Source organism: Methanolobus sediminis (assembly GCF_031312595.1).
Taxonomy (GTDB): Archaea; Halobacteriota; Methanosarcinia; order Methanosarcinales; family Methanosarcinaceae; genus Methanolobus; species Methanolobus sediminis.
Genome location: NZ_CP133592.1, coordinates 970,034 through 984,235 on the forward strand (window position 1 = coordinate 970,034; position 14,202 = coordinate 984,235).

The following is a 14,202-nucleotide window of genomic DNA, read 5'->3' on the forward strand; positions in this document are numbered from 1 at the left end:
GAACGGTTACTCCTTTTTTACTTCATTTAACTATTTTCTAATTTACCAGAACTAATTTCTATCTAGTTCCAACCAGAGAGAATATAGCTTCCAGAACATCTTTCTCAATCTCATCGACCGGCCTGTCAGTATTGATAATAACAAACCTCTCCGGATGTGCTTCTGCAAGTTTCAGATAATTTGCCCTCACTTCCTCAAGGAAATCTATCTTCTCGAATTTGGTCTGCTCACCACGGTTGCCACACCTCTCCACTGATATCTTCGGGTCAATATCAAAAAGAACTGTAAGGTCAGGGTCAACCGTCCATCCGCGGTGTATTTGCTGTATCCATTCCATTGGTTCCGGGAACTTGCCTTTAAGAGTCACGGCCTGATATGCATACCTGCTTCCTGAATACCTGTCAGAGATAACATTCTGGCCACTTTCAAGTGCAGGAAGGATTAGTTTAGAAATGTGTTCCGCATGGTCTGCGGTGAAAAGCAAAAGCTCTGCAAGGTCATCAGTATCCGAATGAATGGCACGGTTTACAGCATCACCGATCCAGCCGGTGGTTGGCTCCCTTGTGAAAACAAAATCCTTAAAATCAGGATTTGAGCGCAGACGCTCTGTTATAGTGGACTTGCCGGAACCGTCGATACCTTCCAGAGTAATGAGTTTACCTTTCATTGACATCAACAATGAAAGCAAAGGAATACTATTTAGAATTTGTTCCAGAGGACAAACAGAACTTAAGTTCAGGTCCTTGAAACATCCTCACTACTACACTGTAGACACCTTACTGGAAACAAAGAAGGATCTTCCATAAATAAGAAGTCGCAAGCGTTGCATCTGAAATAAACTTTATTGGGGTCGTATTCGTCCATGATCAAAACCTCATAGGAATATGAATAATCATAATTAATATACTAATCGGTACAATAAATACGCCGGTCTTTCCGAAACTATCAAACACTGCATATCCGGCAGGCATATATGCAAAGGAAGTAACCTTTTTAGAGAGAAAAATGACCACCATCGGAGTTATCACCAGAGGAAAATACGGAAACAGGCTCATTGAGACTATCCTCTCAAAAACTGACCTTGAAGTCGTTCAAACAGCAGTTCCGGAACTATTGCCTGATTTCATAGACGAGCCAGAGGAATTCCTGGAAGGACTCAACATAGATACTTCGATATTTGATTCCAATATCGTGATAACTTACTCCCTGCACCCCGACCTTACAGTTGCAATAGCACACATGGCAGGAAAAGCAGGTGTCAAAGCCCTGATAATTCCCGGAGGTGCTTCCAAGGCTCCTGTTGTGGAACTCCAGGAAATAGCAAAAAAATACGGAATGGTCATCGAAGTGGAAGACATTTGCTGCACCCTTGAAGGTAAACCTGAAACCGAAGAATTCTGTAAATACCTGTCAATACCCGAACTGGAAGTTGACATCGATAAAGGTATAATCAGTTCGGTCAAAGTATTATGCGGGGCACCGTGTGGAAGCACATGGCACATGGCAAAAGATCTTGTGGGAACAAAAGTGGAAGATGCACCTGCAAAAGCCGGACTCCTTATACAGCAATACCCATGCAGGGCTGTAAGAGGGGGACCGGGCGGCATCCACGAATCCGGCGACATTCACAAAAAAGCCGTGGAAGATGCCATCAAAAGAAAGAAGGAAAACTGATCCAACGGGATAACATGGACAACATCCGGATAGCTGAGAAGTTCAACCATATGGCACAAATGCTTGAATTCAAAGGCGAAAGCCAGTTCAAGACACGGGCCTACACAAATGCAGCACGCACGATCAAAGGACTTGACGAGGAACTTCAGGTACTTCATAAAGAAGGGAGCATAGAAGATATTCCCGGAATTGGAAAAATCCTCAAAAGCAAGATCGTGGAAATGTTTGAAACAGGAACTTTTGAAGCTTATGAGAGAACAATGGATGAAATCCCCGCAGGAATCATTGAAATAATGAATGTCCCCGGAATAGGCCCTAAAACTGCAAGACTGTTCTATGAGAAACTTGGTGTGCAGACCGTTGATGAGCTCAGCAGGGCTGCAAGGGAACACAGAATACGAAGACTTCCACGCATGGGAGAGAAGCAGGAAGACAAAATACTACGTTCCATTGCAAGACAAAAAGAAGATAAAGACCACGGGAGACATCCTTATGTGCTGGCAAAGGACATTGCCAGGGAAATTACAGATAACCTTAAACAAAGCAGTGATATTGAAAAAGTGGCAGTTGCCGGAAGCCTGCGAAGAAAACAGGATACCGTTGGTGACATTGACCTTATAGCAATCTCCGAAGAACCGGAGAAAGCAATCAGCTGTTTTACCGGAATGGAAAAAGTGGAAGAGATACTGGAATCAGGAACAACTAAAGCAGCCATTATCTATCCCGGAAATTTCCATGTTGACCTTCGGATTGTAAGCAGGGATTCCTATGGTTCCATGCTGCAACATTTTACAGGTTCAAAGGAACATAACATTCACCTTCGAAAGCTTGCACTCTCAAAAGGATACAGCCTGAATGAATATGGAATGACTGACGAGAGCACAGGTAAACTCACAAAATTCAGCAGTGAAGATGACTTGTATAAGAATCTTGGACTTGAATATCTGTCACCTGAACTCCGTGAGGACAGAGGTGAGGTCGAAGCCAGTCTTAGAGGAAAACTTCCAAAGCTAATCGAAAGAAAGGATATCAAAGGTGACTTCCATGTACACTCTAACTGGAGCGACGGCGCCAACACCATGGAAGAGCTTGCAGAGGCTGCTATTTTGAGAGGATATGAGTACATCGCAATCACCGACCATTCACACTCAACTGGTGTGGCCAACGGCCTGTCGGATAAGAGATTACTGGAACATATCGATGCCATTGACAAGCTCAACGAGAAGTATGATGAGATAAGGATCCTTTCCGGAACCGAGTGTGATATTAAGGCTGACGGCAAGCTGGATTATAGTAACGACCTGCTGGAGCAACTTGATATTGTGGTTGTTGCAGTCCATGCAGGGCTTGACCAGGACAGGAAGAAAATGACTAAAAGAATAGTCTCTGCCCTTGAGAACGAGCATGTTGACATCATGGCACATCCAACCGGAAGGAAATTCGGAAAACGGCCACCTTATGATATGGATATGGAAACTGTTATTCAGGCTGCAAAGGACAATGAAAAAGTGCTTGAGATCAACTCATCCCCCTGGAGACTTGACCTCAACGACATTAATGCAAAACGTGCAAAGGAACATGGAGTAATGCTCGCTATAAACACGGACACTCATACAATTGATCATCTGGATAACGTTGAATTTGGGATCAATATGGCCAGAAGAGCATGGCTTGAACCTGATGATGTCCTGAACACAATGAGCCTTAAACAAATTTGTTCCAGACTGGATATTCCTAAAGAATGATTTGAGATTTAAAATGCAATTTATTACAAATAAATCATGAAATAAATATATAATTTGCATTGACCCTGTTTTTCTTACGGAAAAAAACAAAAAATATAAATTCCTGTTGTACAAATCTCTTTTTGATAAATACATGACAGGGGTAGATTTACTAAAAAGTACAGGTTTGCAGGCTATTTTTAGTTTTCCGAGCTTTATGCTTCGCCGGTAGTTAAACGAATCATTTGTGATCGCTTATGAGGTGCTATTTTGAAAGGTACAAAACCCAACAGGCATGACAGATCTATGAAAAAGCATGAGATCGAGTTCCAGAAAGAAGTAAAAAGGCAGCAGAAGAGAAGAGTTTAGGCACATAGCTGTTTTATAACCCGCTTTAAAAGTAAATGTAAAATATTAACTGGCAGGAATACCTGCCAATTCATCTTATTCTGATTCTTACTTATTCTGTAATTTAATACGCTGTGCAAGGATACATTTTCCTCCCCTGTGACCACCCAGAGGATTAAAGGTCGTTCCAAGGGAATTCATGCATCTTGCCATTACAGCCGCACCACGTGCAAGACCATCGTCTACGAATACCACGTGTTCTTCTATATTGTGATTTATTCCAAGCTCGTGAAGATATTTTAGCACCAGCTTTGGCTTGTTTCCGGTGATACCTGCTCTTCCAGTGATGCCTATCGCGCTGTCCTCAAAGACAAGACCTTCATCCTGTGCAACCTTTACAAGACGCTGGACAACACGCGCCATTACTTCATCGATAACAGCGAACAGAACTTTCACATTGTGCTTTTCGTATATCTCAGCACCAAGCTGTGCAAGCTTATCAAGATCTGTACCATTCTCACCGACATCACACCCTATCAGAACAACATTAATAGCATCTGCAGCTTCAGAATTTACAGGCACACTACCATATCTTGTACGTCCCTTTGGAACTTTTTCAATGATAATGTAACTCAATATCTTCTCAGCATACTCGTTTATGACCTTGCTTTTCAGTTTCAGTGCAATACCATCAAGGGATTTGCCATCGAAAATGTCAAGAGCAGTACCTTTTTTGGAATCAACCATTCCTGTTCCTTTAATGATGGTATCAGGAATTGCACCTGCATAACCACAGAAATTTCCTATTGTCTTTGCATAGGGGAGATCCGGACTGATTATCCTGCCGTCAAGGGTTGTACCAAAGTCCATTGACAGACAGGGGTTGCGGAAATCAACATCCACCCACTTTGCACCTTCCTTGATACCGGCTGTTGCAAGCTCACCTTCCATCTCGTTAGCAACGATCTCAACACCTGTCGCACCGACAGGAGGAGTTACACTTGCCACCGCACCGTCAAATATGACCTTCTCAAGCTTGGAATATTTCTGGAACCTATCAGGGATATTTGAGATGGCCATTGGAGGTGTCATTCTGTTTGGTGGAACACCTGCCTGAAGACACCCGTCTGCCAATGCCTTGATGAATTCTCCAACCTCATCAGGTGAATCAAAACCCGCTACAACACCAGTTGAACGGACTACAAAATGAACGTCAGTCTTTATGTCAAGATTTGCCTCTTTCACAGCACCCAGAAGAGTATCCTTTACAAGTTCGCCCACAGACTCCCTTGTCAGCTCTACACCGTTAAGTGTTTTTCCAAAAACCTCTTCTCCGGGTTTTGGAGGGCGTACATCCCTTGTCATACTAACTGTTTTCTTAACAAGTCTGGTCTTTCCGTCTTCAAGGTTAGTTGCGGTAAGGATACATTTAGTGGTAGTGTTACCAACTTCTACCGAGGCTACAATAAAATATGATTTTGATTTGTCCTTTAAGTCAAGTAAACGGACTGAAGGGCTTTCTGCAATTCTTGGTTTATGTGACATTTATATCCCTCAGATGTAAGGCTGAAGTTTCTGGATGATAGTTTGTTTAGGGACAGCACCTATAAGTTTATCGACAAACTCCCCGTTTTTGAAGATCAGCATTGCAGGAATGCTGGTGATTCCAAACTTTATGGCAGTCATTTTTTCCTCGTCCACGTTCAGTTTCCCGAATACGACCTTTCCCTGCATTTCAACAGCCAATTCGTCAAGAACCGGGGAAAGCATGCGGCATGGACCACACCAGGGTGCCCAGCAATCCACAAGAACAAGCGGATATTTTGACACTAACTCGTTAAAAGAAGCATCATTTATTGTTACAGGGTTTGAAGGATAGTCCTTCTTTTCCAGAGACTCTTGCAGTTGCTGCATTCTTTTCTGCCTGATAGATTCTATATCATCCATTCGATTCACCCTTTTGAATAATACAATTTACAGATATTTAACTGTAGACATGATTTAATATAGACGTGTTAATTCTTCCTACTATCTATACTCAATGCATTTAAGTTTTTGTATGGTTGTGCGATAACTCGACAATACCATGTAGTACAGGCCAAAACAAATAAACATTAAGAGGATAGATATTTAGAAAATAATAGGATATCAAGGATTAGAATGGCAAAATGGACTGTTGAACATCTGCTTGGAACTGACCCGCAGGACTTTGAGGTTCTGCTCTCCCGGTTATTTTCAAAGATGGGATACCACACGGAACTTACCCAGTACTCCAGAGACAAAGGAATTGACCTGGTTATAAGGATAGAAAATTTTGGATTGGTTCACACATGGCACGTTCAGGCAAAAAGATACTCCAACCCGGTTGGTGTAAAAGATGTCAGGGAATACAGTAGCATCAGGTATCGTGACCATGTTGATGGTGTCATAATTGTCACAAGTTCGTCCTTTACTAAGGAAGCCATTGAAGAAGCAGAGCAACATAACCTCAAGCTCATTGACGGTTACCTGCTTGTGGAGATGCTGAACCATTATCTTCCAGATGAGTGTGCAGATTCAGATTTTCAATCTGAAAACAATGCACAAGCAAAGCAGGAAGAAAATAATACCGGCGCAATTCTCAAAAGAGGAGAACAGGTTCTTGCAAATGAAACTGTAATGGTGGGAAACGAGAAATTCACGCTTACCATCACTAACAAAAACATATTTTTGAAAAGGATAAGCTCCGGTCTTTTCTCAAAAAGTTCAGACATCGAGGAACGTATCGAACTCAAAGACCTTTTAGGACTACACTGCGAACCCGGTAAAATTGTCCTGGTAACAGGTAACAAGAAACTTAAATTATACTCACTCAGTTCAAGAAAACTGCAGGTCATCGAAGAAATACTGGAAAGCATGCGTCCTGAATATGTCAGAGGAGAACACCTCATCAATTCATCCCGAAATGGAACAAATCTCACTTTACTCACAAATAAACGTCTTGTAATTATGGATAATACAGGAAATGCAGAGCTTGACATACCTAACAAAAAGATAGTTGGTGTGGAATTAAAAGGTGGATTCCTGAAAAAAGAGCAATTGATCGTTTCAGAGGATTCAGGAAACATGAAGAAACATTTTCTGATGGTTGAAAATCCTGCAGAATGGAAAGAAATGATAGAACAATGCGTGAGGAATGTCTGAATAATAACCAGGACTTCACAAGCGTGAAACCTATATAGTTAGCATCCATACTAACAATCAAACAATCGGAGGCTCGAAATCATGACAACAGAAGTTATCAAAATTGAAGGCATGATGTGCGGACACTGCCAGGCAAATGTGGAAAAATCCATCGGAGCCGTAGCAGGTGTCAGCGATGTTAAAGTCGATCTTGCAGCAAAGCAGGCCACAGTAACCTTTGACCCTGGTGTTGCAAGTCTTGATGCTATCAAGTCAGCGGTTACAGATGCTGGTTACACCGTTGTAGCCTGATATTTGAAAACCCCTTTTATTATTTTTCTTTTCAACAAATGAAAGCTAATATCAAAGTCTATGGCATGACATGCATGCACTGTCATAAGCGTGTCACCGATGCAATATCAGCTCTTGAAGGAGTGAATTCTGTAGATGTCAGCCTTGAAGAGGAAAATGCATCTGTTGATTTCAATCCTTATACTGTCAGTATTGAAGAGATCAAACAGGCAATCACAGATGCAGGATATGAAGTCGGAGAAGATGCCTGCTCAATTCCTGTTGCAGAGGAGGAAGCCGCATGTCCGATAATAATAGAGGACGATGAACCGGATGTGAATAAAACCGAACCCGGTTCTGTCGAGGAAATTGCCTTCAAAGTATCAGGAATGCAATGTTCCGCCTGTTCGCAGAATGTGGAAAGAACACTGAAGAAGCTTGATGGAGTTGTATCGGCTTCAGTAAATCTGCCAATGGAGAGAGCATCGGTCAGCTATGACCCCGCACTAGTCAGTCTTGAAGATATGGAAAAAGCCATTGATGGAATTGGCTACCATGCGGTAAGGGACAAGGTCGTGCTGGAAGTAGGAGGTATGAAGTGTGCGTCCTGCTCGCAGAATGTTGAAAAGATCCTGAAGAAACTCAAAGGTGTCAGTTCCGTAAATGTGAATATCACTACTGGAAGAGCACAGGTAGAGTACAATTCATCACTTGTCTCAGTTGACGAGATGAGGAAAGCCATCGAAGGTATAGGATACACAGCTTCCCTGCCTGCTGACAGATATGAAGCTGAAGACAGGGAACGAAAAGAAAGAGAAAAAGAGATACGTAGCCAGAGAAACAATCTGCTGACATCCATTGTTATTCTTATTCCTATAATGCTCGGAAACATGAGCAACATGTTCCCTGCGTATTTCGGGTTTGTGCCGGATTTCTTTTCAGACAAGAATCTGCTGTTCCTGCTGGCAACCATTGTAATGGTGTTCCCGGGAAGACAGTTCTTTGTCGGTACCTACAAGGGCCTGAGGCATGGCGTTACTGACATGAACCTGCTCATTGCCACCGGAACGGGTGCAGCTTATGTAATCAGTATTGCAGCTACCTACCTGAACCTTGGCCCTGGTTACCAGCATGTGTACTATGACACCGCTGTAATGCTTATCACTTTCATAACCCTTGGCAGATACCTTGAAGCAAGGGCAAAGGGAAGGACATCCGAATCCATAAAGAAGCTCATAGGACTCCAGGCAAAGACCGCACGTATCATCGTTGCAGGTCAGGAGAAGGAAATTCCGGTTGAGGATGTACAGGTTGATGACATCGTTTTTGTCAGACCCGGTGAGAAAATACCGGTTGACGGTGTTGTTACTGAAGGAACTTCTGCAATTGATGAATCCATGATAACAGGTGAGAGCATACCTGTTGAGAAAAATGTTGAGGACATGGTGATCGGCTCTACCATCAACAAGTCAGGAGCACTTAAATTCAGGGCAACAAATGTTGGTGCAGATACAGCCCTTGCAAGAATTATCGAGCTTGTGGAGAACGCCCAGAACTCTAAAGCACCAATACAGCGTATTGCCGATGTTGTTGCAGGCCACTTTATTCTTGTAGTTCACGTAATCGCACTTGCAGCATTCTTTTTCTGGTACTTCATTGGATATGAAAGATTCAATGCTGCAATGAACTCCGGAATCTCAAGTCCGTTCCTGTTCTCACTGCTAATCTCGATCACAGTGCTTGTAATCTCATGCCCATGCGCTGTTGGACTCGCAACACCTGCAGCCATCATGGTGGGAACTGGCAAGGGAGCCGAGAATGGTATTCTCATAAAAGGCGGGGAAGCCCTGGAGACAACACTAAAGATTGATACAATTGTGTTTGATAAAACCGGAACTCTGACAAAAGGCAAGCCTGAACTTACAGATATAATACTTAGTTCAGGACACGACAATGACGAAATACTTGCAATCGCAGCAAGCGCCGAGAAAGGCTCCGAACATCCTCTTGGAGAAGCTATTGTAAAAGCTGCCCAGGACAAACAACTCAGCCTGAAGAACATTGAGCATTTCAATTCTATTGCAGGACACGGGATTGAAGCAACAATTGACGGCAGTAAGGTATTGCTTGGAACCCGCAAGCTCATGGAAGATAATGATATTGACAGCTCATCGTTGAACCTTGACATGGAAAAACTTGAATCCGAAGGCAAGACTGCCATGATAGTTGCAATGGACGGACAGGCAATTGGTCTGGTTGCCGTTGCAGATACACTCAAGGAAAACTCAAAGGAAGCCGTTGAGAAACTTCAGAAAATGAACATTGAAGTTGCAATGATAACCGGTGACAACCGAAGAACTGCCGATGCCATTGCAGCACAGCTTGGAATTCAAAGAGTTCTGTCTGAAGTTCTTCCCGGAGACAAGGCTTCAGATATCAAAAAGCTTCAGGATGAAGGCAGAATCGTTGCAATGGTAGGAGATGGCATCAATGATGCACCTGCTCTCACACAGTCCGACATTGGAATTGCCATGGGAGCCGGAACTGATATTGCCATGGAATCTGCACAGATCGTCCTGATAAAGAATGATATAAGAGATGTGCTGGCCTCCATCAGACTTAGTCGCCTGACAATGAACAAGATCAAACAGAACCTTTTCTGGGCCCTGGGGTACAACAGCATCGGAATTCCTCTTGCAGCAGGAATACTTTATCCGTTCATCGGTAAGATAGTCATCACTCCGGAACTGGCTGCCGCATTCATGGCTATGAGTTCTGTATCGGTTACAACCAATTCACTGCTGATGAAAAGAAGCAGGATAAAATAAAGGAGGAGATGATCAATGGATAATGTATCGGAAAATAAAGGAAAATATGCTTTCATTGCCAGCATTGTTTCTTCACTTGCACTTGTGATAATTTTTGCAGTCTTCTCCTTTGCAGTGAATGGCTCAAGAGATGTTCCACTGTACAGTCAGGTCGATATCATTGCAGGTATGATCTTTGTTTTTATTCTCAGCATGATAGTGGCAGCTTCGGTCTGGCCGGGGATCATTGAGAAAAGGATGAAATAAAACCAGGCCACTAATTACTATTTTTATAGAATAGCCTCATTTACTTAAAGTGAAATGCAGATTATCGCAGATGATTTTACTTTAAGGAACTGGGAAGAAAAAGATGCAGAAAAGCTTGCATCTATTGCAAACAACATGAAGATAGCTGAAAATCTGAATGATGGATTTCCTCATCCCTATTCCATTGAAGATGCCAGACAGTTCATCTCGCATTCCAGAAAGGATGATCCCACTTACCTGCACCTTGCAATTGAGAAAGAAAGTGTTATTATAGGTAGCATTGGTGCATATTTCAAGGAGAACGTTCACCGTAAGAACGTAGAAATTGGATATTATCTGGCTGAAGAATACTGGGGACAGGGAATAATGGCAAAGGCTGTCAGGTGCTTTACTCAATACCTCTTTGACAATTACGATATTATCAGAGTCTGTGCACTGCCGTTCGCAAGGAATGCAAACTCAAGAAGAGTACTGGAAAAGCAGGGTTCAGATGTGAAGCCATCCTAAAAAATAGTATTATCAAAAATGGCATTGTACAGGATGACTGCATCTATGCCATTCTGAAAAATGAGTTCAAAACTGAATCATGATTTAACCTATTCCTCAAGATCGATATGAGGATTTATGTCACATCCGGTACACGGCAGGCACATTGTCTCAAAAGTATCCGCACGCAGACCATATTCATCCAGTTTCTCTTTAAGGAAACGATTGAGATCAAGTAATCTTTCTGCTGACGGCCTTTCGATTATAACCTCACCCTCACGCAGCGGATGTCTGGCTGCTGCCCTGAGGATTGGAACAACACCAATGGAAACAAGTTCCTCAATCCCCTTCCTTGCGGATTCATCAGATTCTCCAAGGCCGATAATGACATTGGAACAAACCTTATTCTTGCCAAATACCTTCACGCCCTCTCTGAGAGCATTGAGCAGGTATTCAAGGTCCTGATCAGGACATAATTCTGCGTGGAGTTTACGGTCCATTGTCTCAACATTGTATTTGAGTTCGGTAGCACCTGCAAATTTTAGTCTGCAAGTTGAATCTTCAGTTGGATAGACTGAAACTCCGATTGGAACGTTGTATTTTTCCCTGAGCCTGCGGATGAGTTTCTCTGCTCTGTCAACTTCATCTTCGGCTGATATTTCCACACCGGAAGTAATTGAAATAGCTTTCATCCTTCCAGTTTCATGAGCTTCGGCTATCATCTTAAGCATCTGATCCATGCTCTTGACCTTACCGCTAAGTTTGGGAACCGGACAGAACTTACAGTCAAAGATACATTGCTCGCACATGGTTATGAACGCCTGATCAGGACAGTGGATAAGCTCTTCTTCAATACTGCCTCTGGCGATCTCAACACCATCTTTTCTGATAACAAGTTCCTCACCTTCCATTTCGGCCTGAAGAGGAGATTCCTTTTTCACAGCAAGACGGACACGGTGTCCTTCTGAATTGAAAAAGAAAGCAACGTTGCCAGCTCCAGGACCTGCTGTAGGTATGGTTAACCAGTGAATGAGTGAGGGGTCCATATTTACAGAACCCACAGAGATGAGTTGAGCTTTAGTTTCTGGTTTCATGAATTCTCCGACATCAGTAATATGGTCGTTTTTACTAAATAAATGATTATACCGGTTATTTTTGCCGGGATTATTTCACTTTTTCCCCAAACTTATCAATGCCACATCGATCTATGACATCACCCAATCGTTCTCCTTCAAGGGCATCCTCCCGATAGAATTCAAGGGTCTTTTCAAGGATATCAAATACGTAATCTTTATTTTCAGTTCTTAGCAGCATGTCACCCATGCGTGGCTTTTTGCCTACTTTACCACCGACAAATATTGTAAATCCCTGTACCTGTTTCTGCATGGCATCCTTGCGGCATGCACTTATGCATGAACCACAGGATACGCACTTATTCATATTAAGATAAAGAATACCATTCTCTATTGTGATAGCAGATGAGCCGCATGCTTTCTCGCATGCCCTGCACATCACACAGTTCTCTTCAATGAAAAACGGCTCGCAGAATCCCATGATACCAAAGTCATTTTCCTGGACTTTGAGGCATGATGCAGGACAACCTGTTACCGCAATCTTGAATTTGTATGGTACAGGTTCTGCAAAATAGAGCTCATCAATTTCTTCACATATTCCCTGACAGTCAATAAGTCCGCGTTTGCATACCCTGTCCCCCTGGCAGGCGACTACTGCACGTATTTTTTTACCTGAAGCTCCGGGTCCTATGTCTTTAGAATCCATGTCATTTCTGGCAGCTTCGGTATTGTCCAGATGGACAAACGGAATTTCAATTCCCTGACGTGAGGTTACGTGAACATATCCTTTGCCATAACGGTCCGCTGCATCTGCAACTGCCCGAAGGTAGTCAGATGTCAGATTTCCACCCGCAGCATGAAGGCGCATTGAGAAGAAATCTTCCTGCCTCTGGGAAAGAAAGCCTTTCTCCTTGAGCAGGTCTTTGTTTGTGTTGGTTTTTACCATTTGGGTCACTTCTGTTCCAGTTGGTATTTTAGTTACTTAATTATGCCATAGAATACACATTCAATGATTTAAAAACAAGTTTACTTGATATACCGTATCTTGTAAAAACATTGTGCCCTGAATTTTCTCATAAATAATAATTATAACTAATAATCATTATGCTGCGAACCATCATGATTATTAAATTCAAATTTAGTTTTATACCATAAGAACGATATACGAATTATACTAAGGACATCCGCGATCCTGGGAGATTAAGATGCCTATCGATCCAATCTGTAAAAATAAAGTGCAGGAAGACACCTCATATTCTGTGAATTATGCAGGGAAAAAATATCGTTTCTGCTCGTCTGAATGCAAAGATAAATTTGACATTGTTGAAAAAAGAGTCATACGCCTGAAGAAGTCTATCGCTGAACAGGAAAAGATCTCTTTTGGAAAGCTCAGGAAGGAAATTATCAAGCCTGGAATCTGCACTCTTTGCGGAGCCTGCGCTGCTTCCTGTGATTCTATTGTTATTAAGGATGAACAACCCACTCTTGTAGATAAGTGTACAGCGTGTGGTGTTTGTTACAACCAGTGTCCAAGAACGATTACGACTGAAGCCGGACTGGTTGGTAAGTTACGTCATGCTTACTGTGCAAAGTCAGCTCTTCCTGAACTGAAAGGACAGGATGGAGGTGTTGTCACCGCCATGCTTGGCTACGCACTGGATGCAGGACTTATTGACTGTGCCATTGTAACCACCAGGTCAGAGGAAGAGCCATGGAAACCTGTCCCTATCGTTGCAAAGACCTACGAGGATATTCTGGAGGGGTCGGGCAGTATTTACAGTCACAGTATGACCCTGAAAGCTTTGATGGACGCTGTTAAAGAAGGCATGAGAAGCATTGCTTTTGTCGGACCAAGCTGTAATATCGATGCGGTAACCAAGATGCAGAAAAGTCCGCAGGGATTCCTGCACCATTTCATGAGAGCAAATATCCTTAAAATGGGTCTGTTCTGTATGGATACTTTCTACTATGAAGGAATTAAGGAGTTCGTTGAGAGCAGGGAAATGAATCTTGCTGACATCGAATCTATGAAGATCCGCAAGGGTAAATTCGAGTTCCAGACACAGGATGAACTCAGGGTTTTCCCGCTTGAGGAGTTTGACCAGTACAGGAGCAGTTCATGTAAATACTGTACGGATATGGCAGCTGAGAATGCAGACATCTCATTTGGCGGTGTTGGCACACCTCAGGGATGGACCACAGTGCTTGCACGTTCCAGTATTGGATATGAGATATTCAACGAAGCCGTAGACAATGGATATATTACATCACGTTTGCTTGAAGAAAAGGAAATGAAGAATGCCCTCAACCTGGCAAAGATGAAGAAGATCCAGATGTATCCCATCCACCGCAGAGAAAAATTATAAGTTA

Annotated in this window: 13 protein-coding genes; 8 read left to right on the plus strand and 5 right to left on the minus strand. The window is 42.7% G+C overall.

The genetic code is table 11. The features are described 5' to 3' along the window. Window positions 1-58 precede the first annotated feature (58 nt). Window positions 59-667 carry a dTMP kinase gene (tmk, locus tag RE474_RS04625; RefSeq protein ID WP_309312204.1) on the minus strand — a complete coding sequence of 203 codons (609 nt, stop codon included), beginning with the start codon at window positions 665-667 and terminating at the stop codon, window positions 59-61. A gap of 338 nt (window positions 668-1,005) precedes the next feature. Here tmk and RE474_RS04630 point away from each other — a divergent pair, with 338 nt between their 5' ends. Then, window positions 1,006-1,674, plus strand: a complete 669-nt coding sequence (locus tag RE474_RS04630; protein ID WP_309311807.1) for a DUF166 domain-containing protein — start codon at window positions 1,006-1,008, stop codon at window positions 1,672-1,674. 14 nt (window positions 1,675-1,688) lie between these two features. Beyond that, a complete protein-coding gene (polX, locus tag RE474_RS04635) occupies window positions 1,689-3,419 on the plus strand; it encodes a DNA polymerase/3'-5' exonuclease PolX (RefSeq protein WP_309311808.1) in 1,731 nt (576 codons plus the stop codon). A gap of 435 nt (window positions 3,420-3,854) precedes the next feature. On the opposite strand, the gene RE474_RS04640 is transcribed toward polX, so the two are convergent. Together RE474_RS04640 and trxA are read right to left on the minus strand one after the other, a co-directional pair. Further along, on the minus strand, window positions 3,855-5,291 hold the full coding sequence (locus RE474_RS04640) for a methanogenesis marker 14 protein (protein WP_309311809.1): 1,437 nt from the start codon (window positions 5,289-5,291) through the stop codon (window positions 3,855-3,857). A gap of 9 nt (window positions 5,292-5,300) precedes the next feature. Further along, window positions 5,301-5,693 (minus strand): thioredoxin, encoded by a 393-nt coding sequence (gene trxA, locus RE474_RS04645; protein ID WP_309311810.1) that lies wholly within the window; start codon window positions 5,691-5,693, stop codon window positions 5,301-5,303. 213 nt (window positions 5,694-5,906) lie between these two features. On the opposite strand from trxA, the gene RE474_RS04650 reads away from it, so the two are divergent. From RE474_RS04650 to RE474_RS04670, 5 genes are all read left to right on the plus strand, one after another. Beyond that, complete coding sequence (locus tag RE474_RS04650) at window positions 5,907-6,929, plus strand: restriction endonuclease (protein WP_309311811.1); 1,023 nt, start codon at window positions 5,907-5,909, stop codon at window positions 6,927-6,929. Window positions 6,930-7,010: 81 nt separating this feature from the next. Further along, window positions 7,011-7,220: a heavy-metal-associated domain-containing protein gene (locus RE474_RS04655; RefSeq protein ID WP_309311813.1), complete on the plus strand. Its 210-nt coding sequence runs from the start codon at window positions 7,011-7,013 to the stop codon at window positions 7,218-7,220. A gap of 38 nt (window positions 7,221-7,258) precedes the next feature. Further along, window positions 7,259-10,027 carry a heavy metal translocating P-type ATPase gene (locus RE474_RS04660; RefSeq protein ID WP_309311814.1) on the plus strand — a complete coding sequence of 923 codons (2,769 nt, stop codon included), beginning with the start codon at window positions 7,259-7,261 and terminating at the stop codon, window positions 10,025-10,027. A gap of 15 nt (window positions 10,028-10,042) precedes the next feature. Next, complete coding sequence (locus tag RE474_RS04665) at window positions 10,043-10,273, plus strand: hypothetical protein (protein ID WP_309311815.1); 231 nt, start codon at window positions 10,043-10,045, stop codon at window positions 10,271-10,273. Window positions 10,274-10,327: 54 nt separating this feature from the next. Further along, on the plus strand, window positions 10,328-10,780 hold the full coding sequence (locus RE474_RS04670) for a GNAT family N-acetyltransferase (RefSeq protein ID WP_309311816.1): 453 nt from the start codon (window positions 10,328-10,330) through the stop codon (window positions 10,778-10,780). A gap of 89 nt (window positions 10,781-10,869) precedes the next feature. Here RE474_RS04670 and RE474_RS04675 read toward each other — a convergent pair whose 3' ends face one another. Further along, window positions 10,870-11,853, minus strand: a complete 984-nt coding sequence (locus RE474_RS04675) for a radical SAM protein (protein WP_309311817.1) — start codon at window positions 11,851-11,853, stop codon at window positions 10,870-10,872. Window positions 11,854-11,923: 70 nt separating this feature from the next. After that, on the minus strand, window positions 11,924-12,778 hold the full coding sequence (locus tag RE474_RS04680) for a ferredoxin-like domain-containing protein (protein WP_309311818.1): 855 nt from the start codon (window positions 12,776-12,778) through the stop codon (window positions 11,924-11,926). A 259-nt stretch (window positions 12,779-13,037) separates the two neighbouring features. Between RE474_RS04680 and RE474_RS04685 the strand changes: the two genes are divergently transcribed. Next, on the plus strand, window positions 13,038-14,198 hold the full coding sequence (locus RE474_RS04685; protein ID WP_309311819.1) for a Coenzyme F420 hydrogenase/dehydrogenase, beta subunit C-terminal domain: 1,161 nt from the start codon (window positions 13,038-13,040) through the stop codon (window positions 14,196-14,198). Window positions 14,199-14,202: the final 4 nt, after the last annotated feature.

What these genes read in the sequence shown, in the direction of transcription:
- tmk (WP_309312204.1), bottom strand. Translation starts at nt 667, where the DNA reads ATGAAAGGTAAACTCATTACTCTGGAAGGTATCGACGGTTCCGGCAAG.
- RE474_RS04630 (WP_309311807.1), top strand. Translation starts at nt 1,006, where the DNA reads ATGACCACCATCGGAGTTATCACCAGAGGAAAATACGGAAACAGGCTC.
- polX (WP_309311808.1), top strand. Translation starts at nt 1,689, where the DNA reads ATGGACAACATCCGGATAGCTGAGAAGTTCAACCATATGGCACAAATG.
- RE474_RS04640 (WP_309311809.1), bottom strand. Translation starts at nt 5,291, where the DNA reads ATGTCACATAAACCAAGAATTGCAGAAAGCCCTTCAGTCCGTTTACTT.
- trxA (WP_309311810.1), bottom strand. Translation starts at nt 5,693, where the DNA reads ATGGATGATATAGAATCTATCAGGCAGAAAAGAATGCAGCAACTGCAA.
- RE474_RS04650 (WP_309311811.1), top strand. Translation starts at nt 5,907, where the DNA reads ATGGCAAAATGGACTGTTGAACATCTGCTTGGAACTGACCCGCAGGAC.
- RE474_RS04655 (WP_309311813.1), top strand. Translation starts at nt 7,011, where the DNA reads ATGACAACAGAAGTTATCAAAATTGAAGGCATGATGTGCGGACACTGC.
- RE474_RS04660 (WP_309311814.1), top strand. Translation starts at nt 7,259, where the DNA reads ATGAAAGCTAATATCAAAGTCTATGGCATGACATGCATGCACTGTCAT.
- RE474_RS04665 (WP_309311815.1), top strand. Translation starts at nt 10,043, where the DNA reads ATGGATAATGTATCGGAAAATAAAGGAAAATATGCTTTCATTGCCAGC.
- RE474_RS04670 (WP_309311816.1), top strand. Translation starts at nt 10,328, where the DNA reads ATGCAGATTATCGCAGATGATTTTACTTTAAGGAACTGGGAAGAAAAA.
- RE474_RS04675 (WP_309311817.1), bottom strand. Translation starts at nt 11,853, where the DNA reads ATGAAACCAGAAACTAAAGCTCAACTCATCTCTGTGGGTTCTGTAAAT.
- RE474_RS04680 (WP_309311818.1), bottom strand. Translation starts at nt 12,778, where the DNA reads ATGGTAAAAACCAACACAAACAAAGACCTGCTCAAGGAGAAAGGCTTT.
- RE474_RS04685 (WP_309311819.1), top strand. Translation starts at nt 13,038, where the DNA reads ATGCCTATCGATCCAATCTGTAAAAATAAAGTGCAGGAAGACACCTCA.